This window comes from Streptomyces sp. enrichment culture (assembly GCF_964273255.1).
Lineage (GTDB): Bacteria > Actinomycetota > Actinomycetes > Streptomycetales > Streptomycetaceae > Streptomyces.
The window spans coordinates 3,460,340-3,479,424 of record NZ_OZ186835.1; the positions used below are offsets into that span (position 1 = coordinate 3,460,340).

17 protein-coding genes are annotated in these 19,085 nt (G+C 71.9%); 10 read left to right on the top strand and 7 right to left on the bottom strand.

Annotated elements, in window-relative coordinates; genetic code table 11:
- The first annotated feature begins 88 nt into the window (after positions 1 to 88).
- From ACSU53_RS14865 to ACSU53_RS14880, 4 genes are all read left to right on the top strand, one after another.
- Positions 89 to 1,009 carry a helix-turn-helix domain-containing protein gene (locus ACSU53_RS14865; RefSeq protein WP_437028019.1) on the top strand — a complete coding sequence of 307 codons (921 nt, stop codon included), beginning with the start codon at positions 89 to 91 and terminating at the stop codon, positions 1,007 to 1,009.
- A 70-nt stretch (positions 1,010 to 1,079) separates the two neighbouring features.
- Positions 1,080 to 1,664, top strand: a complete 585-nt coding sequence (locus ACSU53_RS14870) for a DUF6932 family protein (protein ID WP_437028020.1) — start codon at positions 1,080 to 1,082, stop codon at positions 1,662 to 1,664.
- Positions 1,661 to 2,596, top strand: a complete 936-nt coding sequence (locus ACSU53_RS14875; RefSeq protein ID WP_437028022.1) for a hypothetical protein — start codon at positions 1,661 to 1,663, stop codon at positions 2,594 to 2,596. The genes ACSU53_RS14870 and ACSU53_RS14875 overlap by 4 nt, the downstream gene beginning before the upstream one ends.
- Positions 2,597 to 2,745: 149 nt before the next feature.
- On the top strand, positions 2,746 to 3,051 hold the full coding sequence (locus ACSU53_RS14880) for a hypothetical protein (protein ID WP_437028024.1): 306 nt from the start codon (positions 2,746 to 2,748) through the stop codon (positions 3,049 to 3,051).
- An 85-nt stretch (positions 3,052 to 3,136) separates the two neighbouring features.
- On the opposite strand, the gene aspS is transcribed toward ACSU53_RS14880, so the two are convergent.
- Positions 3,137 to 4,900, bottom strand: coding sequence for an aspartate--tRNA ligase (gene aspS / locus ACSU53_RS14885; RefSeq protein WP_437028025.1), 1,764 nt, complete (start codon positions 4,898 to 4,900; stop codon positions 3,137 to 3,139).
- A gap of 168 nt (positions 4,901 to 5,068) precedes the next feature.
- Here aspS and ACSU53_RS14890 point away from each other — a divergent pair, with 168 nt between their 5' ends.
- On the top strand, positions 5,069 to 7,381 hold the full coding sequence (locus ACSU53_RS14890; RefSeq protein WP_437028027.1) for an ATP-binding SpoIIE family protein phosphatase: 2,313 nt from the start codon (positions 5,069 to 5,071) through the stop codon (positions 7,379 to 7,381).
- Between the two features lie 58 nt (positions 7,382 to 7,439).
- Here the strand turns inward: ACSU53_RS14890 and ACSU53_RS14895 are convergent, their stop codons facing one another.
- From ACSU53_RS14895 to ACSU53_RS14905, 3 genes are all read right to left on the bottom strand, one after another.
- A complete protein-coding gene (locus ACSU53_RS14895) occupies positions 7,440 to 8,066 on the bottom strand; it encodes a hypothetical protein (RefSeq protein ID WP_437028029.1) in 627 nt (208 codons plus the stop codon).
- A 246-nt stretch (positions 8,067 to 8,312) separates the two neighbouring features.
- Entirely contained in the window at positions 8,313 to 9,284 is a 972-nt protein-coding gene (locus ACSU53_RS14900) for a pirin family protein (RefSeq protein WP_437028031.1), read from the bottom strand.
- Between the two features lie 232 nt (positions 9,285 to 9,516).
- The gene (locus tag ACSU53_RS14905; protein ID WP_164334620.1) at positions 9,517 to 9,981 is read right to left on the bottom strand and encodes an SseB family protein; all 465 of its coding nucleotides are present in this window, start codon (positions 9,979 to 9,981) and stop codon (positions 9,517 to 9,519) included.
- 161 nt (positions 9,982 to 10,142) lie between these two features.
- Between ACSU53_RS14905 and ACSU53_RS14910 the strand changes: the two genes are divergently transcribed.
- From ACSU53_RS14910 to ACSU53_RS14925, 4 genes are all read left to right on the top strand, one after another.
- Positions 10,143 to 11,969: an acyl-CoA dehydrogenase gene (locus ACSU53_RS14910; protein WP_437028033.1), complete on the top strand. Its 1,827-nt coding sequence runs from the start codon at positions 10,143 to 10,145 to the stop codon at positions 11,967 to 11,969.
- Between the two features lie 86 nt (positions 11,970 to 12,055).
- Positions 12,056 to 13,435, top strand: a complete 1,380-nt coding sequence (locus ACSU53_RS14915) for a M18 family aminopeptidase (protein WP_437028035.1) — start codon at positions 12,056 to 12,058, stop codon at positions 13,433 to 13,435.
- Positions 13,436 to 13,542: 107 nt separating this feature from the next.
- Positions 13,543 to 13,791, top strand: coding sequence for a DUF6458 family protein (locus ACSU53_RS14920; protein ID WP_164334617.1), 249 nt, complete (start codon positions 13,543 to 13,545; stop codon positions 13,789 to 13,791).
- A 560-nt stretch (positions 13,792 to 14,351) separates the two neighbouring features.
- A complete protein-coding gene (locus tag ACSU53_RS14925) occupies positions 14,352 to 14,843 on the top strand; it encodes an LURP-one-related/scramblase family protein (protein WP_437028036.1) in 492 nt (163 codons plus the stop codon).
- Between the two features lie 25 nt (positions 14,844 to 14,868).
- Here ACSU53_RS14925 and ACSU53_RS14930 read toward each other — a convergent pair whose 3' ends face one another.
- Positions 14,869 to 15,684 carry a carbon-nitrogen family hydrolase gene (locus ACSU53_RS14930; RefSeq protein WP_437028037.1) on the bottom strand — a complete coding sequence of 272 codons (816 nt, stop codon included), beginning with the start codon at positions 15,682 to 15,684 and terminating at the stop codon, positions 14,869 to 14,871.
- Positions 15,685 to 15,859: 175 nt separating this feature from the next.
- Between ACSU53_RS14930 and ACSU53_RS14935 the strand changes: the two genes are divergently transcribed.
- On the top strand, positions 15,860 to 16,684 hold the full coding sequence (locus ACSU53_RS14935) for a maleylpyruvate isomerase family mycothiol-dependent enzyme (RefSeq protein WP_437028039.1): 825 nt from the start codon (positions 15,860 to 15,862) through the stop codon (positions 16,682 to 16,684).
- Between the two features lie 405 nt (positions 16,685 to 17,089).
- On the opposite strand, the gene ACSU53_RS14940 is transcribed toward ACSU53_RS14935, so the two are convergent.
- A complete protein-coding gene (locus ACSU53_RS14940) occupies positions 17,090 to 18,418 on the bottom strand; it encodes an MFS transporter (protein ID WP_437028041.1) in 1,329 nt (442 codons plus the stop codon).
- Positions 18,415 to 19,068 carry a GntR family transcriptional regulator gene (locus ACSU53_RS14945; protein ID WP_362094219.1) on the bottom strand — a complete coding sequence of 218 codons (654 nt, stop codon included), beginning with the start codon at positions 19,066 to 19,068 and terminating at the stop codon, positions 18,415 to 18,417. The genes ACSU53_RS14940 and ACSU53_RS14945 overlap by 4 nt, the downstream gene beginning before the upstream one ends.
- Positions 19,069 to 19,085: the final 17 nt, after the last annotated feature.

The window sequence follows — 19,085 nt, forward strand, 5'->3', positions numbered from 1 at the left end:
CCAGACATGTGACGGCCCCCGCCGGGAGCGCAATTCCCGATGCGAGGGCCTGACCACCAAGGAAGCCAAAGCAAAGGAACACTTCCCGATGGATAGCGAAAACCCTAGCGCGCCCGCGCGCTCCCAGTCCCGGAACCGGGACAAGAAGCACCCCGACGGGCACCCCGACGGCCGACGGCCCGCCGGCGTCGTCCACGACCACGTCCGGCACACCGAGAACTTCACGGTGATCGGCAACGACCTGGCCCAGCACCAGGAGCTGTCCCTGCTCGCCATCGGGCTGGCCTGCTACATCCAGTCCGTGCGGCGGGGCACCGCCGTCGACATCAAGACGCTGGCCGCCCGCTTCCCCGAGGGCCCCACCCGCATCGCCTCCGCCCTGCGGGAGCTGGAAACGCACGGCTACCTGCGCCGCACCCGCGAGCGCACCCCCACCGGCCGGATCGTCACCCGCACGGTGTCCTGCAACCGGCCGGGCCACCGGGGCGCCCGGGAGCAGGCCGCCCGCAGCAGGCCCGCGCGGCGGGCGGAACCCGACGAGCCCGCGCCCCGCAAGCGGCTCCCCGCCGTGCCGCAGCCGTCGCACCCCTGGACCGCCCTGCTCCGGACGGCGGTCGAGGTCCTCGCCGGCCTGCGCCGCCACGACCCGCGCCTGCTCCTGTCCGCCACCGACGCCGAACACCTCGCCCCCGGCGTCGCCGCCTGGCTGGAACGCGACCTCACTCCCACCGCCGTACGCCACGCCCTGACCGCGAACCTGCCCGACGAGCCCCTGGTCCGCCCGGCCGCCTTCCTCGCCCACCGCCTGACCGCCCAGCTACCGCCCCCGCCCCCGGTCAGGCCCCCGGCCGCCCCGGCCCCCGGCCCCCGCCCGCCCCTCCAGACCTGTGACGGCTGCGACCGCGCCTTCCGCGCACCCCGACCGGGTCGATGCCGTGAGTGCAGGGAGAACGGCGCCAACAGGACGCCGAAGCCCCCGAAAGCCGGGAAGACCCGCGTGGCCGGATGAGCCGTCGTCGCAGAACGCGCCGCCACACCGCACACCCCACGGCGTTCCGCCACACCCGACAGGACTTCATGTGCCGCCTTCCTTCGCCGCGAACGGATTCCTTCCCCTGGGCCGCCACTCCGTCTCCCTCGGAGAGGCGGAGACCCTGCTGGTCACCGCGCCGGAGTTCCGGTCCTCCACAACGCGGCAGACACTGTGGGCCGGACTGCACGACTATCTGGAACGCTTTTTCGTTCTTGAGGACAGGCACGCCGACCTCACGGACGGACACCCACTCATCCACAGGCTGTGGCTCGGCGGCAGCTTCGTGAGCACGAAGACGGATCCGAGGAACATCGATGCGACGGTCCTGATCGACGTGCGGGCCGAACGTGCCGTACGCGGTCTGCCCGGCTCAAAATGGCTGACCACCGCTTTCCAGAGCCGGGACAACATGCTGCGCAAGTTCGGAGTCTCACCGGTCAGGGTCGGGTACCAACCCGTCGATCGTGTCTTCCGGCCGGACCACTTCTCCGCCGAGGAACGGACATACTTCATGGAACGGGGTGTGTGGGACGACTGGTGGCAGCGATGCCGTCTGCCCGGGCAGACGGACCGTTCCCCGTCCCGGGAAAGTGCCGCACCGGCACGCGGATACCTGGAGGTGCGACTGTGACCACCGGCGACAGCTGGCGTGAGCGCAGGCGTGCCCTGCTCAGGGACGATCCGGTGGCGGCCGAGGCCGCCGCGCGCCTCCTCGATGACATGGGTACCGAGGAACGGGACGAGGAGGAGGTCGACGCCGAGCACCGGGCCGCCCGCCTCGCCGCGGTCCGCGCCTACGAGCCGGACGCCCGCCTCGACGAGGAGCTGCGGCTGAGGCTGACGGGACCGGACACCGAGGGGGGTGCTCTGCGCTTCCAGTGGGGTGACGCCCTGCTGAGCCCGGTGGAGAACGCGATCTCCGTCGCTGCGGGCACTCCGGTCCACCTGGAGCTCACGGGCATCTCGCCGGGCAGCACCGTGATCCATGCGCGTCCGGTGCCGTCCGTCGCCGCACCGGAGCCCGTGGCGTTGGAGGCTCCTCCGACATCCGCCGCGAGCACCGGCATGCAGACCCTCACCAGACTGATCGCCGCGTTGGAGGCCGAACAGGACGTCCGTGAGTGGTCGCGCCTCTTCGATCCCGTGGACACGCTGGCCCGCGCCCTGGGGACGTACGGACTCGACCTCGGGATGACGTGGTACGGCGGCGACGGCGACACGCGCAGGGCACGGCTCACGGAGCGCGGCAGACGCCATGTCGAGCGGCTGCGCGAGACGACGAGGGCCCGTGACCAGGAGATCATCATCTCGGGCCGTATCACCGAACTCCGCGAGAGCGGCTGGGTGAAGGTCAAGACGGGGACCGCCAGGAACGCCCACGCCTACGACGTGCGGTTCGAGGAGCCGGCGGCACTGCTGCGCATGCGACCCGGGCTCGGGGACAACGTGCACTTCCGGGTCCGCTTCCGCCAGTGCCTCGACGCGGTGGGCATCGCCCGGTCGACCGAGTACACGTATCTCGGCCCGGCGGCCGAACAGTCGTCCCTGCCGCTGGAACCCTGACACAGCCGGTGCGGCACGGCTCAAGAGCCACCGACTCACCGACTCACCGACTCACCGACTCACCGACTCACCGACTCACCGACTCACCGACCGACGGTCGCCTGCGGCTCCTGTCCTTAGCGCCGGACATCAGGAAGCACTGGTTCGAAGTGGTGGAAGTCGGCCTGGAGTCCACTCCGGCCAGGGAGAACTGGAGGAAGCTGATGCAGGACGTCGTCACCCACTTCCCGGGGCACGGGACGCTCTTCGAGGAGAAGTACCTGGAGGGCAGGGCCGAAGGGGAAGCCAAGGGCATCCTGCGCGTTCTGGAGGTGCGGGGCATTCCCGTGTCGGAGGACGTGCGGCAGCGCATCACCGACTGCACCGACCTCGCTGTTCTCGGCGACTGGCTCGACCGTTCCGGCACGGTGGGGCGGGCCGAGGATCTGTTCGACGATCCGGAACCGGCCGCGTAGATCCGGAACCGGCCGCACAGGGACAACGGGGAAGGGCCCGGACCGACTCCCCGAGTCGGTCCGGGCCCTCGCCCGCGGTCGTGGTCTACTTCGGCTGCGGCTTGCGCACCGACAGGTGCAGTTCCTTCAACCGGGTCTCGTCCAGCTCCGTCGGGGCGCCCATCATCAGGTCCTGGGCGTTGCCGTTGAGCGGGAAGGCGATGGTCTCGCGGATGTTGGGCTCGTCGGCGAGGAGCATCACGATGCGGTCGACGCCGGGGGCGATGCCGCCGTGCGGCGGGGCACCGAAGCGGAACGCGCGGAGCATGCCGGCGAACTTCTCCTCGACGGTCTCGCGGTCGTAGCCCGCGATCTCGAACGCCTTGAGCATGATCTCCGGCTCGTGGTTCCGGATCGCACCGGAGGACAGCTCGACGCCGTTGCAGACGATGTCGTACTGCCAGCCCAGGATGTCCAGCGGGTCCTGGGTCTCCAGGGCCTCCAGACCGCCCTGCGGCATGGAGAACGGGTTGTGCGAGAAGTCGATCGTGCCGGTGTCCTCGTCCCGCTCGTACATCGGGAAGTCGACGATCCAGCAGAAGCGGAAGACGTTCTCCTCGAACTGCCCGGCCCGCTTGGCGGCCTCGACGCGGACCGCGCCCATGATCTTCGAGACCTCGTCGAACTCACCCGCGCCGAAGAACACCGCGTGGCCGGGGGCCAGGGAGAGGCGCTTGGTCAGCTCGGCGACGTTCGCCTCGGTGAGGAACTTCGCGATCGGGCCGGTGAGCGAGCCGTCCTCACCGACGCGCACCCAGGCCAGGCCCTTGGCGCCCTGCGAGACCGCGTAGTCACCGAGCTGGTCGAAGAACTTGCGGGGCTGTCCGGAGACGTCCGGCACGGCCAGCGCGCGCACGTGCTTGCCGGCGAACGCCTTGAACTCCGAGCCCTCGAAGACGTCGGTGATGTCGACGAGCTCCAGGCCGGCGCGCAGGTCCGGCTTGTCGGAGCCGTACTTCAGCATGGCCTCGCGGAACGGGATCCGCGGGAAGGGGGAGGTGACGTGACGGCCGTTGCCGAACTCCTCGAACAGCTCGGTCATCAGCTTCTCGATGGGCTGGAAGACGTCCTCCTGCTCGACGAAGCTCATCTCCACGTCGAGCTGGTAGAACTCGCCCGGCGAGCGGTCGGCGCGGGCGTCCTCGTCACGGAAGCAGGGCGCGATCTGGAAGTACCGGTCGAAGCCAGAGATCATCAGCAGCTGCTTGAACTGCTGCGGCGCCTGCGGCAGCGCGTAGAACTTGCCGGGGTTCAGGCGGGAGGGGACGACGAAGTCGCGGGCGCCCTCGGGAGAGGTGGCGCTCAGGATCGGCGTCGCCATCTCGTTGAAGCCGAGGGCCGTCATCTTCTGGCGGATGGCCGAGATGACCGACGTGCGCAGCAGGATGTTGCGGTGCATGCGCTCGCGGCGCAGGTCGAGGAAGCGGTACTCCAGGCGCCGCTCCTCGTTGACGCCGTCCTCGGCGTTGATGGTGAAGGGGAGGGGGGCGGCGGCGCCCAGCACCTCGACCTCGCCGACCTCGACCTCGACCTCGCCGGTCGGCAACTCGGGGTTGACGTTGTCCGCGCCACGGGAGACGACCTTGCCGTCGACCCGGACCACCGTCTCCTTGGACAGCTTGTCCAGCGCCTCGTACGCCTCGGTGCCCGGGCGGGCCACGAGCTGCGTGATGCCGTAGTGGTCGCGCAGATCGATGAAGAGGATGCCGCCCAGGTCGCGCCGATTGTGCAGCCAGCCACTCAGCCGGACGTCGCTGCCGACGTCAGAGGCGCGGAGCTCGCCGCAGGTGTGGGACCTGTACCGATGCATCGTCGTTCATCCAGTCTTCGCGGATCGGGGTTGTTGTTTCACGTGAAACGCCTCCCAGCCTACCGGCCGGGCCAAGATCGTCTCGCCCCGATGACCACGCGCGTACCGCTCGGGAACGCGTACGACAACGGGTGGCATCATTCGGCGCACTCTTCCTAAAGTGGGGCAATGCGCACTGGTGACCCCCTGCCGTCCGTGGGCGACCTGCTCGCCACTCTCGACACCGGCCGCTGGCACTGGGACACCGCCACGGGAACGGTCACGGTCGACGCCGTGGCGGCCCGGCTGCTCGACCTGCCCGCCGAGCAGGCGCACCTGACGGAGGCCCGCGTCCGTTCCCGGCTGCACCCGGTCGACTGGAACGAGATCACCGGCGTGGTCCGGCTCGCCCTCGCCGAGGGCACCCTCGGCGAGGTCCGGATCCGCATCATGGGCGACCAGCGCCGGCTGGACGGACGGGCCGAGGTGGTGCGGGTGGTACGCAGCCGCTTCCGGCCGTCCTTCGACACCGCGCGCAAGGCCTACGTCCTGACCGGCACCCTCCAGGAGGTCACCGACCCGACACCGGGCACCGCGGCCGGACGCAGCGCGGTCACCGGTGACTGGCGCCGCTCCCGCGAGGCGTTCCTGCTGGACGCCGGCCGGGCCCTGGCCGAGGCCCGGTCGACGCAGGAGGTGCTGCGGGTCGCGGCGAACCTCTCCATGCCCGGCTTCTCCCCGGACGGGCTGGCGGTGTTCGGCGTCGAGGCCGACCGGCTCACGATCATCGGTCACCACGGGCACGAGATCGGCGACGACAGCCCGTTCACCTTCATGCCGCTGGACACCGACTACCCCGCCACCGAGGTGCTGCGCACCGGCCGGGCGGTGTATCTGTCGTCCCCCGAGCAGTACATGGAGCGGTACCCGCTCACCTGGCCCCTCGCCCGGCGTTTCGGCCGCCAGTCCTGGGCGTTCCTGCCGCTGACCGTGGCCGGACGGACCATGGGCACATGGATGGCGGCCTTCACCTACCCGGTCGCCTTCACCCCCGACGAGCGGTCCGTGCTGACCACCGTGGCGCGGATGCTGGCCCAGGCCCTGTCCCGGGCGGGCACGGCCGAGAGCGAGCGGGCGCTGACCGACGGCCTCCAGCAGTCGATGCTGCCCAGGCTCGGCCCGCAGCGCATCCCCGGCATGAGTGTCGCCGGGCGCTACGTCCCCACCGGCGGCGGCCTTCAGGTCGGCGGCGACTGGTACGACCTGATCCCCTTGCCCAGCGGCCGGTTCGCCCTGGTCATCGGGGACGTGCAGGGGCACGACGTCCAGGCCGCGGGCCTGATGGGCCAGCTGCGGATCGCCCTGCGCGCCTACGCCTCCGAGGGCCATCCGCCGGACGCCGTACTGGCCCGCGCCTCCCGCTTCCTGCACGGCATAGGCGACGGCGACCTCGACCGGCTGCGCTTCGCCACCTGCCTCTACGTCGAGGTGGACCCCAGCACCGGCGTCCTGGAGTTCGCCCGCGCCGGCCACCCCGACCCGGTGATCCGCATGGCCGACGCGACGGTGCTGTCCCGGCCCACGGCGGGCGGTCTGCCGCTGGGCATCGACCCCGACGCCGACTACCCCATCACGCGGCTGATCCTGGAACCCGGCGAGACCCTGCTGATCTGCACGGACGGCCTGATCGAGACCGGCGGACACGACCTGGACACCGGCTGGCAGCGGCTGCGCGGCATCCTCGAGGAGCATCGGGGCAACCTGGAGGAGCTGGCCGACGCCGTGGTCCAGGCGGTGCACGGCCCCCGCTCCCACCACACCACCGGCCCGCTGATAGACCGCCGTGAGGACGACATCGCCGTCCTGCTGCTGTGCCGCGCCGGCGAGGGCTGCGGCTGCGGCGCCGACCGGGACGGCGTCCGGCCCCCGGTGCGCCGGACCATGCTGACGGTGGCCCAGACCGAACCCGAGCAGATCTCCGTGGCCCGCCACCAGCTCCGGGAACTGCTGCACGACTGGTCGTCCCCGGACCAGGTCGACTCGGCGGTGCTGCTGCTGTCGGAGGTACTCACCAACGTCCTGGTGCACACCGACGCCGACGCCCTGATGGTCGCCGAGGTCACCGACGGCGGCGAGGGCCGCCGGGTGCGCATCGAGGTCACCGACACCGTCGACGACCTCCCCCACCTGCGCACCCCCGGCGAGCTGGCCTCCTCCGGCCGCGGGCTGCTCCTCATCGAGATCCTGGCCGACACCTGGGGGGTGGATCCGCGCGGTCGCGGCAAGAGCATCTGGTTCGAGCTCTACGAGACGGACGAGGCGGACGACGTGGACGAGGCGGACGAGGCGGACGACGTGGACGATCTGGACGACGTGGACGACGCGGAGGGGGCGACCGGGGCGACGGCCACCGCCGACGCCGAGCACACCGAGGACCCCGAGGACCCTGAGCACACCGACGGCACCGACGAGCCCCGCCCCTCGGCCGCCGAGCCGGCCTGAACGCGGCCCGGGACGGACGAGCGCCGAGCGCCGACGGCGAGCGGCTCGGCTCAGCCGCTCAGCGGTTGCCCCCGGCCCCGGGAGCCTGCCCCTGCGGAGGCAGGAAACGCAGCCGCCCGTCCGGCTCCGTCACCGGGGTGAAGCCGGCGTCCCGCAGCAGTTCCTCCTGGCGGGCCACGTAGCGCCGGTTGCGGGCGTACCCCACGGGGACGATCGCCGTCACCAGGGCCCAGCCGACGGCGATGACGAGGGCGCCCCGGAGGCCGACACCGAGCTGAATTCCCAGGCACACGGCCAGCACGGTGAGGCCCACGACGGAGACCACGGCCAGCTTCCCGGTGGTGTTCCCGGCGACCATGTCGTACCCGATGCGGGCCCGGAGCAGCTCGACCTCCTCGGGCACCAGCGGCGGCAGCTCACCGCCGTCGGCGGCACGCGGATGGGCCGCCCGGTGGGCCGCCGCGCGTTCGCGGGCCTCCGGACGGGGGTCGGGGACGATCGAGATCGCGTAGCCGTTGCCCTGCGGCCCGGCGTCCCGCCGCACGTCCTCGTAGACGTAGCCGAACTGTTCGGCGAGAGCCGTGAGCTCCGAGAAGTGGCGCAGGGTGGCCCGGGCGGGCCGCACCTCGACGGGCTCCCCGCTCTCCATCCGCCGCAGCATCTTCCGCGCGTATCGCTTGTTCATTCAGCCCTCCCCGCGCCATGATCGCGCCGCCCGGGCCCGAGGGCACTGCCCGGAGCGGGCAGTCTTCCCACGGCGTCGTTGCCCGGTCGGCCGCGCGGACCGGACCGGGGACGTCCGAGCGCATGCCGGGCACGACACCGCGCGGAACCAGCCACCGGGGCCAGGAAGCCGCGCCCCGGAGCCGGACGGGCCCGGCCCCCGCCCTGCGCGTGGGGGCCGGGCCCGTCCGTGCGGGCTCGCAGGGACCTACAGCCCGCCCTCGCTCATGCCGTGCACCGCCGGGATCGTGCCGAGGCGGCCCTTCTGGAAGTCCTCGAAGGCCTGCTGGAGCTCCTCGCGGGTGTTCATGACGAAGGGGCCGTAGTGGGCCATGGGCTCACGGATGGGCCGGCCGCCCAGGAGGACGATCTCCAGGTCGGGGGTGTGCGAGTCCTGCTGCTCGTCCGCGCGGACGGTCAGCGAGGTGCCGGTGCCGAAGACCGCGGTCTGGCCCAGGTGGACCGGGCGGCGCTCGGCGCCGACGGTGCCCTTGCCCGCCATGACGTACGCCAGGGCGTTGAAGTCCTCGCGCCAGGGCAGGGTGATCTCGGCGCCCGGGGCCAGCGTGGCGTGGATCATCGTGATGGGGGTGTGGGTGATGCCGGGGCCCTGGTGGCCGTCCAGCTCGCCCGCGATGACGCGCAGCAGCGCGCCACCGTCGGGGGAGGTCAGCAGCTGGACGGTGCCGCCGCGGATGTCCTGGTAGCGCGGGGCCATCATCTTGTCCTTGGCCGGGAGGTTCACCCACAGCTGCAGACCGTGGAAGAGGCCGCCCGAGACGACCAGGTGCTCCGGCGGCGCCTCGATGTGCAGCAGGCCCGCGCCGGCCGTCATCCACTGGGTGTCCCCGTTGGTGATGGTGCCGCCGCCCCCGTTGGAGTCCTTGTGGTCGAAGATCCCGTCGATGATGTAGGTGACGGTCTCGAAGCCGCGGTGGGGGTGCCAGGGGGTGCCCTTGGGCTCGCCCGGCGCGTACTCCACCTCACCCATCTGGTCCATCATGATGAACGGGTCGAGGTGGCGGTAGTTGATCCCCGCGAACGCCCGGCGGACCGGGAAGCCCTCACCCTCGAACCCGCTCGGCGCGGTGGTGACGGCGAGCACGGGACGTGCCACGGCATCGGTCTGCGCGGTCACACGGGGCAGCGTCAACGGGTTCTCGACGGTCACTGCGGGCATGGCGGTACCTCCTCGGTTGCGACCATTTTAGTTGAGCGTTGAACTTCTCGCCACCCCGAACGACGAGAGCCCGGAGGGCATTCCCTCCGGGCCACGTGGTGTGGGGGCCGACGGCGACCGGCCGTCCGCGGGGCGCGGCTCCGCCTTCGGGGCCGGACACCCGCGCCGTCCGCGCGGCGGTGCCCCGGCCCTCGGCGCGACGACGGCTCCCGCCGTCCGCGCGGCGGGGGCGTCAGCCGTACATCCGGCGCATCGCGAACTCGACCATCTGCTCCACCGCTTTCGCGTCGAACACCATCCGGTGCTCCCCCTCCATGTCGAGCACGAAGCCGTAGCCGGTCGGCAGCAGGTCGATCACCTCCGCGCCGGTGATCACGAAGTACTTGGACTCCTTGCCCGCGTACCGCCGCAGCTCCTTGAGCGAGGTGAACATCGGGATCACCGGCTGCTGGGTGTTGTGCAGGGCCAGGAACCCGGGGTTGTCGCCCCGCGGGCAGTACACCTTGGACGTCGCGAAGATCTGCTGGAAGTCCTCGGCGGCCAGCTGACCGGTGGTGAAGGCACGCACCGCGTCCGCGAGCGAGGGCGGGGACGGCTCGGGGTACAGCGGCGGCTGCTGCCCGTACCCGCCCGGCACGTGCTGCTGCGGCGGGACGTAACCCTGTTGCGCTCCGGCGCTCTGGTCGTAGCCGTACATGCCGCACAGACTACTGACCCGCGCGAGGGCTGAGTCACAGATGTCCGGATCGGGGTTGCTTCTTATTACCGACGGGTAGCATCATCGTAGCTACTTGTTGGTACGTGAACGAGTGCGAGGAGTCAGTGCCTCGCCGATCTCTCTCTAACGGAGCCGTCGCCATGGGGCACTACAAGTCGAATCTCCGCGACATCGAGTTCAACCTCTTCGAAGTACTCGGACGCGACAAGCTGTACGGCACGGGTCCGTTCGAGGAGATGGACGTCGACACCGCGAAGAGCATCCTGGAGGAGCTGAACCGCCTCTCCGAGAACGAGCTGGCCGAGTCCTTCGCCGACGCCGACCGCAACCCGCCGGTCTACGACCCGGAGACCAGCACCGCCCCGGTCCCGGCGTCCTTCAAGAAGAGCTACCAGGCCTTCATGGACTCCGAGTACTGGCGCCTCGGCCTCCCCGAGGAGATCGGCGGCACGACCGCGCCGCGCTCCCTCATCTGGGCCTACGCCGAGCTCATCCTGGGTGCGAACCCGGCGGTGTGGATGTACTCCTCCGGCCCCGCCTTCGCGGGCATCCTCTTCGAGGAGGGCAACGAGGTCCAGAAGCACATCGCCAAGGTCGCCACCGAGAAGCAGTGGGGCTCCACCATGGTCCTCACCGAGCCGGACGCCGGCTCGGACGTGGGCGCCGGCCGCACCAAGGCCGTGCAGCAGGAGGACGGCTCCTGGCACATCGAGGGCGTGAAGCGCTTCATCACCTCCGGTGAGCACGACATGTCGGAGAACATCCTCCACTACGTGCTCGCCCGCCCCGAGGGCGCCGGCCCCGGCACCAAGGGCCTGTCCCTCTTCCTCGTCCCGAAGTACCTCTTCGACTTCGAGACCGGCGAGCTCGGCGAGCGCAACGGCGTCTACGCCACGAACGTCGAGCACAAGATGGGCCTCAAGGCGTCCAACACCTGCGAGATGACCTTCGGCGACCGCCACCCCGCCAAGGGCTGGCTGATCGGCGACAAGCACGACGGCATCCGCCAGATGTTCCGCATCATCGAGTTCGCCCGCATGATGGTCGGCACGAAGGCGATCTCCACGCTGTCGACGGGCTACCTCAACGCGCTGGAGTACGCCAAGGAGCGCGTCCAGGGTCCCGACCTGGCGAACTTCATGGACAAGACCGCGCCCAAGGTCACCATCACCCACCACCCCGACGTGCGCCGCTCGCTCATGACGCAGAAGGCGTACGCGGAGGGCATGCGCGCCCTGGTGATGTACACCGCCTCCATCCAGGACGCCATCCAGGTCAAGGAGGCCAACGGCGAGGACGCCTCCACCGAGCACGCCCTCAACGACCTGCTCCTGCCGATCGTCAAGGGCTACGGCTCCGAGAAGGCCTACGAGCAGCTCGCGCAGTCGCTGCAGATCTTCGGCGGCTCCGGCTTCCTGCAGGAGTACCCGATCGAGCAGTACATCCGGGACGCCAAGATCGACACCCTGTACGAGGGCACCACCGCCATCCAGGGCCAGGACTACTTCTTCCGGAAGATCGTCCGCAACCAGGGTGCCGCCCTGAACTCGCTCGCCGAGGACATCAAGAAGTTCCTCGCCCTCGGCACCGGCGGCGAGGAGCTGGCCGGCGCCCGCGAGCACCTGGCCAAGGCGGCCGTCGAGCTGGAGGCCGTCGTCGGCCTGATGCTCACCGACCTCGCGGCCACCGAGCAGGACGTCAAGAACATCTACAAGGTGGGCCTGAACACCACCCGCCTGCTGATGGCCTCCGGCGACGTCGTCGTCGGCTACCTGCTGCTCAAGGGCGCGGCCGTCGCCGCCGAGAAGCTCCCGACGGCGAGCGCCAAGGACCAGGCGTTCTACACCGGCAAGATCGCCGCGGCGAAGTTCTTCGCGGCCAACGTCCTGCCCGGCGTCACCCTGGCCCGCAAGGTCGCCGAGAGCGTCGAGCTGGACCTGATGGAGCTGGACGAGGCCGCCTTCTAGGCCACGGCCGGGCGCCGCTGCCGCACGGACCGCACGAGGGTCCGCTCCCATGGGGGGCGGGCCCTCGCCCTCGTTAAGGTGAACCCATGAGCGAAACCGTCCCCCCCGCCTCCGCCGCCGCTCCCTCCTCGGGCTCCACGGGAGCCACCGGGGCGTTCCACCGCGGCCACACCGACGACCTGATGGCCTTTCTGGCGGCCGCCCCCACGCCCTACCACGCCGTGGCCGAGTCCGCCGCGCGGCTGGAGAAGGCAGGCTTCAGGCAGGTGTCGGAGACGGACGCCTGGGACGCGGAGAACACCAAGGCCGGAGGCCGGTACGTGGTGCGCGGCGGCGCCATCGTCGCCTGGTACGTGCCGGAGGGCGCGACCACGCACACCCCCTTCCGGATCATCGGCGCCCACACCGACTCCCCCAACCTGCGGGTGAAGCCGCAGCCCGACAGCGGGTCGCACGGCTGGCGCCAGGTCGCCGTGGAGATCTACGGCGGTCCGCTGCTCAACTCCTGGCTCGACCGCGACCTGGGCCTGGCCGGCCGGCTCTCCCTGCGGGACGGCACCACCCGGCTGGTGAACGTCGACCGGCCCCTGCTGCGGGTGCCGCAGCTCGCCATCCACCTGGACCGCGCCGTCAACAGCGACGGCCTCAAGCTGGACAAGCAGCGCCACCTCCAGCCCGTGTGGGGCCTGGGCGACGAGGTGCGCGACGGCGACCTCATCGCCTTCCTCGGCGAGGCCGCCGACGTCCCGGCCGGCCAGGTCACCGGCTGGGACCTGATGGTGCACCCCGTCGAGGCGCCCGCCTACCTCGGCCGCGACCGCGAGCTGGTGGCCGGCCCGCGGATGGACAACCTGCTCTCCGTGCACGCCGGCACGGCCGCCCTGGCGGCGGTGGCCGGGCACGCCACGAGCCCGTCGCCGGAGCGGCGCCGGCTGCCGTACATCCCGGTGTTCGCCGCCTTCGACCACGAGGAGAACGGCTCCCAGTCGGACTCCGGCGCCGACGGCCCGCTGCTCGGCAACGTGCTCTCCCGCTCGGTGTTCGCCCGCGGCGGCTCCTACGAGGACTGGGCGCGCGCCCTCGCCGGCAGCGTCTGCCTGTCGTCCGACACCGGCCACGGGGTGCACCCCAACTACGCCGAGCGGCACGACCCCACGCACCACCCGCGGGTCGACGGCGGCCCCATCCTCAAGGTCAACGTCAACAACCGCTACGCCACCGACGGTGCGGGCCGCGCGGTGTTCGCCGCCGCGTGCGAGAAGGCGGGCGTGCCGTTCCAGTCGTTCGTCTCCAACAACTCCATGCCGTGCGGCACCACGATCGGCCCGATCACCGCGGCCCGGCACGGCATCCGGACGGTCGACATCGGCGTCGCCATCCTGTCCATGCACAGCGCCCGCGAACTGTGCGGCGCCCGCGACCCGTTCCTGCTGGCGAACGCCCTGGTGGCCTTCCTGGAAGGCTGATTGACGGGTATTCAGCCGGGGTCGGCCGCCGCTCGGCGCATGAGCGGCGGCCGTCCGGGTACCCGGTGTCGACGACCGGAACGACCGGACGGGAAGGCGACACACTCATGGGTCTCGGTGGATGCATACTCCTCATTGCCGTGGGGGCGATCCTCACGTTCGCGACCGACTGGGACATGCAGGGTGTCAACCTTGACCTGGTCGGCGTCATCTTCATGATCGTCGGCCTGATCGGCGTGGCCACCTTCAGCAGCATCGCCCGGCGCCGCCGGGTCGTGGTGCCGCCCGCCACGCCCGTCGTCGACGACACCCGGCCGCCCCACCGCGACGGCTACAGCGACGGGTACGGGGTCTGACCCGCCGACCGGAACGGGCGGAGCGGGCGGACGGCGCCCGGTCGGGGCGCATTCAGAGGGCCGGCGAACGCGCCGGTGAGGCCGCTGGCGGAGGACCGTGGCCGGCGCGCCCGGTCCGGTCAGGCGCTTGCGGAGGACTCCGCCCGGCGGCCGGCCCCCGACGGCCACGGTCGGCGGACCGCGCCGGCCGTCCCGGAGGGCAACCGCCGGCGGTCACCGGGGCACCCCGGGCCGACCGGATCGCCCCAGCACCCCGGCGGTCGCGGCGGTCGCGGCAGTCCGCCGGGTGCGGCCGTCAGCGGCCGTCAGCGGCTGCGGCGTCGGTCCTACGGCGGCGGCGGGACCTGCGGGACCTGCGGGACGGGGCTACGGCACCGCACCCGCGGAATCCTGCCGCGCCCGTCCCGGCCGTCCTGCCACGGCCGACCCGGCAGAACCCCCGACTCCTGGCGCCCTCCCGCCGGTGGGCGCCCTCCCGCCGGTGGGCGCCCTCCCGCCGGTGGCGCCGAACGGCCTACCCGGCGGCGTTCCGCCCACGGGGGCGGGGAAGTGCTGGTGACATGAGATTCCTCGTACGCGAGCGGCTGCTCGGCATCGGTGACGACTACTGGATCGAGGACGACCGCGGCACCAAGGTCTACCTCGTCGACGGCAAGGCGATGCGGCTGCGGGACACCTTCGAGCTGAAGGACACCCAGGGCCGCGTGCTGGTGGACATCCGCAAGAAGATGTTCGCCCTGCGCGACACCATGGTGCTCGAACGCGGCGGCGAGCCACTGGCGACGATCCGCCGCAAACGGCTGTCCCTGCTGCGCAACCACTACCGCGTCGCCCTGGCCGACGGCAGCGAACTGGACGTCAGCGGCCGCATCCTGGACCGCGAGTTCGCCGTGGAGTACGACGGCGAACTCCTCGCGGTCGTCTCCCGCCGGTGGCTGCACGTCCGCGAGACCTACGGGGTCGACGTCGTGCGCGAGGACGCCGACCCGGCGCTGCTGATCGCGGTGGCGGTGTGCGTGATCCACCTGGCGGACAAGGAGCGGGAGGACTGAGGCGGGACCGCCTCCGGCCGGTGCCTCACCCCCGCGGGTCGCGCAGCCCCATGGCGCGGTCCTTCAGGGCGGGGAACCGCTCGCGGGTGCCCGCCACCGCGGCGGGGTCGAAGTCGACGGTGAGGACCTGCTCCCCGGGGCCGGCCTCGCCGAGGACCTCGCCCCAGGGGTCGACCACGATCGAGTGACCCGCCTGCGGGATCCCGCCGTGCGTCCCGGCCGTGCCGCAGGCGAGCACGAACGCCTGGTTCTCCACCGCCCGCGCCCGGGCCAGCAGCGTCCAGTGGGACCGGCGGCGCTCCGGCCAGCCCGCCGGGACGACGAAGGTCTCGGCGCCGTCGTCGACGAGCGCGCGGAAGAGTTCGGGGAAGCGGAGGTCGTAACAGGTCGCCAGGCCCAGCACCGTGCCGGGCAGACGCACCGTCACGGGGGTGTCGCCCGCGCCCATCAGCACGGCCTCGCCCTTGTCGAAGCCGAAGCGGTGGATCTTGCGGTAGGCGGCGGCCAGATCGCCGGAGGGGGAAAAGACGAGCGAGGTGTTGTAGAGCGTCTCCCCGGCCGGGCCGTCGCCGTCGGCCGGCGCCCGCTCGGGGAAGGAACCCGCGTGCAGCCAGACGCCCGCGTCGCTCGCCGCCTTGGCCATCGCCTCGCGGGTGGGCCCGTCGAGCGGCTCCGCCGCGCGGTGGAACTCCTCGTACGCGAAGGCCCCCGTGGTCCACAGCTCCGGCAGCACCACGAGGTCCGACCCGGCCTGTTCCCGCACCAGCGCGGCGGCCCGCTGCCGGCGCGATTCGACCGATTCGTCCTCGTTCACGGCGATCTGGAGGAGAGAAGCGCGCACACTACCACCGTCCTGGCATTCGACCCGCGGCCACGGGCCTACGATCGTCACACCAAAGCACTGCCGGGGTGCCCCACAGCAGCGTAACTTGGGGTTCCCGCCGAGTGCAGCCACCGCCCACAGGCACCGCCGCCACAACCTGCCCGTGTACCGACCGCCGAGGGGTCCCAGTTCCGTGAGCCTGCATCCCGCCCTTCAGTCCTACGCCGACGCCTGGACGCACTCCATCGACGCGATATCCGAGCTGGTGCAGCCGCTCGTGGAGGCCGACTGGAACCGGCGGACGCCCTGCCCGGGCTGGTCGGTCCGTGATGTGGTGTCCCACGTCATCGGGCTGGACACCGAGATGCTGGGCGACCCGCGCCCCATCCACACGCTGCCCCGCGACCTGTTCCACGTCACCAACGACCACCAGCGCTACATGGAGATGCAGGTCGACGTGCGCCGCCACCACACGGCGCCGGAGATGACCTCCGAGCTGGAGTACGTCGTCATCCGCCGCAACCGCCAGCTGCGCAACGAGTCCCGCGACCCCTCCACCCTGGTGCGCGGCCCGCTGGGCACCGAACTCACGCTCGAGGAGGCCATGCGGCGGCACGCCTTCGACGTGTGGGCCCACGAGCAGGACCTGCGCGCCGCCCTCGGCCGCCCCGGCAACCTCGACTCGCCGGGCGCCCACGTCGCCCGCGACGTGCTGCTGGACGAGCTGCCGCGGGTGGTGGCGGAGGAGGCCCAGGCGCCGCGCAGCTCCGCCGTGGTCGTCGACGTGCACGGCCCGCTGGAGTTCCTGCGCACGGTCCGCGTCGACATCCAGGGCCGCGGCACGCTGGAAACGGCGCCCGCGCTGGGCCCGGCCGTCACGCTCACCCTCGACTGGGAGACGTACGTCCGCCTGGCCTGCGGCCGGGTGACCCACGAGCAGGTCGCCGACCGGATCAAGACCGAGGGCGACCCGGAACTCGCCGAGGCGATCCTGCGCCACTTCACGGTCACCAAGTAGGCCCCGAGCCGTCCGTCCCGCGGGGCGTTCCGTCCGCCGCGGGTGCCGGTGCGGGTGCCGGTGCGGGTGCCCACGGACGGCACCCGCACCCGGGGCTCGCCGGAGAGGGCCTGTGGCAGGGCCTCCGTCGCGCCGCCGCCTCGCGGGCGGGCCGTCGCCGGGGTCTGTTGCAGGGGGCCGTGGCAGGGGCACGGCAGGGGTCAGTCCGACGCAGTCCGCCGACCGCAGGCCGCAGGCCGCTGTCCTCCGGCCGCCGCAGGCAGTCGTCGGAGACAGACCGTGTGCGACAGGCCGTGTGCGACAGTGCGTCCGCGACCGTCCGTCCGCGACCGTCCGTTCGCGCGGCCCGTACGACGCGCGATGCGGCCCACGGCCCCTCGCGCACGGTCCACCGCGAGCGGTCCGTCACACCGGGACGTGCTGCGTCTCCACGCGGCTCGCCACCAGCCGCTCGCGTTCGCGGCGCACCGCCCGCCGCCGCAGCCGCAGGATCTGGCTGACGCCGAGCGCCTGGAGGACGAAGACGGAGGAGAAGGCGACCGGGTAGCTGTCGTCCGTGGCGTCCAGCAGCACTCCCACGGCGAAGAGGGTGGTCATCGAGGCGATGAAGCCGCCCATGTTGGTGATCCCGGACGCCGTGCCCTGCCGCTCGGGCGGATTGGCGGGCCGGGCGAAGTCGAAGCCGAGCATCGACGCCGGCCCGCAGGCCCCCAGCACCGTGCACAGCACGACGAGCAGCCACATCGGCGCGGTCTCGGCCGGGTACGCGAGCGTGGCCGCCCACAGCAGCGCGGTGAGGGCCACGGTGCCCAGCGCCAGCGGCAGCCGCGCCTCGTGGTGCCGGGCGACGACCTGGCCGTAGACGAGGCCGACGGCCATGTTGGACAGCACCACCAGGGTGAGCAGTTCGCCCGCCGTTGCCCGGGACAGCCCCTGTGCCTCGACCAGGAACGGCATGCCCCACAGCAGCAGGAACACCATCGCCGGGAACTGGGTGGTGAAGTGCACCCACAGGCCGAGCCGGGTCCCCGGCTCCCGCCAGGACTCGGCGATCTGCCGGCGCACGTAGGCGGCGCCCTGCCGGCCCACCGGTTCGGGCTCGTGCCCCTCGGGGTGGTCCCTGAGGAACAGCACGACCAGCACGAACACCACGGCACCGGCGAGCGCGCTGCCCCCGAAGGCCGCCGTCCAGCCGACGTCGTTCAGCAACCGGGACAGCACCAGCGTGGACACCAGGTTGCCGGCCATGCCGACCAGTCCCGCCATCTGCGCGACCAGGGGACCGCGGCGGGCCGGGAACCACCGGGTGCCGAGCCGCAGCACGCTGATGAACGTCATCGCGTCGCCGCAGCCGAGCAGCACCCGCGCGGCCAGCGCCATGCCGTACGACGGGGACAGCGCGAAGCCGAGCTGCCCGGCCGTGAACAGCACGGCGCCCATGGCCAGCACCTTCTTGGTCCCGAGCCGGTCGACCAGCAGGCCGACGGGTATCTGCATGCCCGCGTAGACCATCAGCTGGAGGATGGAGAACGTGGACAGGGCCGAGGCGTTGACCTCGAAGCGGTCGGCGGCGTCGAGTCCGGCCACGCCCAGGGACGTGCGGAAGATGACCGCGACGAAGTAGACCGAGACGCCGATCCCCCACACGGCGAGGGCGCGCCGCCCGCCGGGGGGATCGCCGGGGCGGGTGGTCGTGGTGGTGGTCTTCCTGGCGGGACGGCCGGGGCGGGTCATCGCACCTCTCCCCGGGCCAGGTGCGAGAACCAGCCCACGTGCCGGTGCACGGCGCCCACGGCCGCCTCCGCGTCGCCCGAGCGCAGGGCGGCGAGGATCTCCTCGTGCTCGGCGAGGGTCTTGGCGATGCGGTCGGGGTGCGAGTGCATGACGGCGACGCCCATCCGCAGCTGGCGGTCGCGCAGCTGATCGTAGAGGCGGGAGAGGATCTCGTTGCCTCCGCTGCGGACGATCTCGGCGTGGAAGCACCGGTCGGTGACGGAGGCGGCCGCGAAGTCACCGGCGGCGGCCTGTTCCTTCTGCCGGGCCAGCAGCTCCTCCAGGCGCTCGATGAGGGCGGGCGGCGCGGGCACGGCCTTGCGCGCCGCGTGCTCCTCGACGAGCAGCCGGGTCTCGACCACGTCGGCGATCTCCTGCGCCGAGACGGGCAGCACCAGGGCGCCCTTCTTCGGGTAGAGGCGGATCAGGCCCTCGGCCTCCAGCCGCAGCAGCGCCTCCCGCACGGGGGTGCGGGAAACTCCCACGGCCTCGGCGAGTTCCCCCTCGGTGAGCAGCGTGCCGCCCTCGTACCGGCGGTCGAGGACACCTTGCTTCACATGGGTGTAGACCCGTTCGGCGGCAGGGGGGTGCTTCACGTCGGCCAGGCTCATGCCGACAGGATAGATAC

Bases quoted from the DNA above. Each gene is read 5' to 3' on its own strand.
- ACSU53_RS14915 (WP_437028035.1), top strand. From the start codon at position 12,056: ATGAGCGAAACCGTCCCCCCCGCCTCCGCCGCCGCTCCCTCCTCGGGC.
- ACSU53_RS14945 (WP_362094219.1), bottom strand. From the start codon at position 19,068: ATGAGCCTGGCCGACGTGAAGCACCCCCCTGCCGCCGAACGGGTCTAC.
- ACSU53_RS14940 (WP_437028041.1), bottom strand. From the start codon at position 18,418: ATGACCCGCCCCGGCCGTCCCGCCAGGAAGACCACCACCACGACCACC.
- ACSU53_RS14895 (WP_437028029.1), bottom strand. From the start codon at position 8,066: ATGAACAAGCGATACGCGCGGAAGATGCTGCGGCGGATGGAGAGCGGG.
- aspS (WP_437028025.1), bottom strand. From the start codon at position 4,900: ATGCATCGGTACAGGTCCCACACCTGCGGCGAGCTCCGCGCCTCTGAC.
- ACSU53_RS14900 (WP_437028031.1), bottom strand. From the start codon at position 9,284: ATGCCCGCAGTGACCGTCGAGAACCCGTTGACGCTGCCCCGTGTGACC.
- ACSU53_RS14865 (WP_437028019.1), top strand. From the start codon at position 89: ATGGATAGCGAAAACCCTAGCGCGCCCGCGCGCTCCCAGTCCCGGAAC.
- ACSU53_RS14905 (WP_164334620.1), bottom strand. From the start codon at position 9,981: ATGTACGGCTACGACCAGAGCGCCGGAGCGCAACAGGGTTACGTCCCG.
- ACSU53_RS14890 (WP_437028027.1), top strand. From the start codon at position 5,069: ATGCGCACTGGTGACCCCCTGCCGTCCGTGGGCGACCTGCTCGCCACT.
- ACSU53_RS14910 (WP_437028033.1), top strand. From the start codon at position 10,143: ATGGGGCACTACAAGTCGAATCTCCGCGACATCGAGTTCAACCTCTTC.
- ACSU53_RS14925 (WP_437028036.1), top strand. From the start codon at position 14,352: ATGAGATTCCTCGTACGCGAGCGGCTGCTCGGCATCGGTGACGACTAC.
- ACSU53_RS14920 (WP_164334617.1), top strand. From the start codon at position 13,543: ATGGGTCTCGGTGGATGCATACTCCTCATTGCCGTGGGGGCGATCCTC.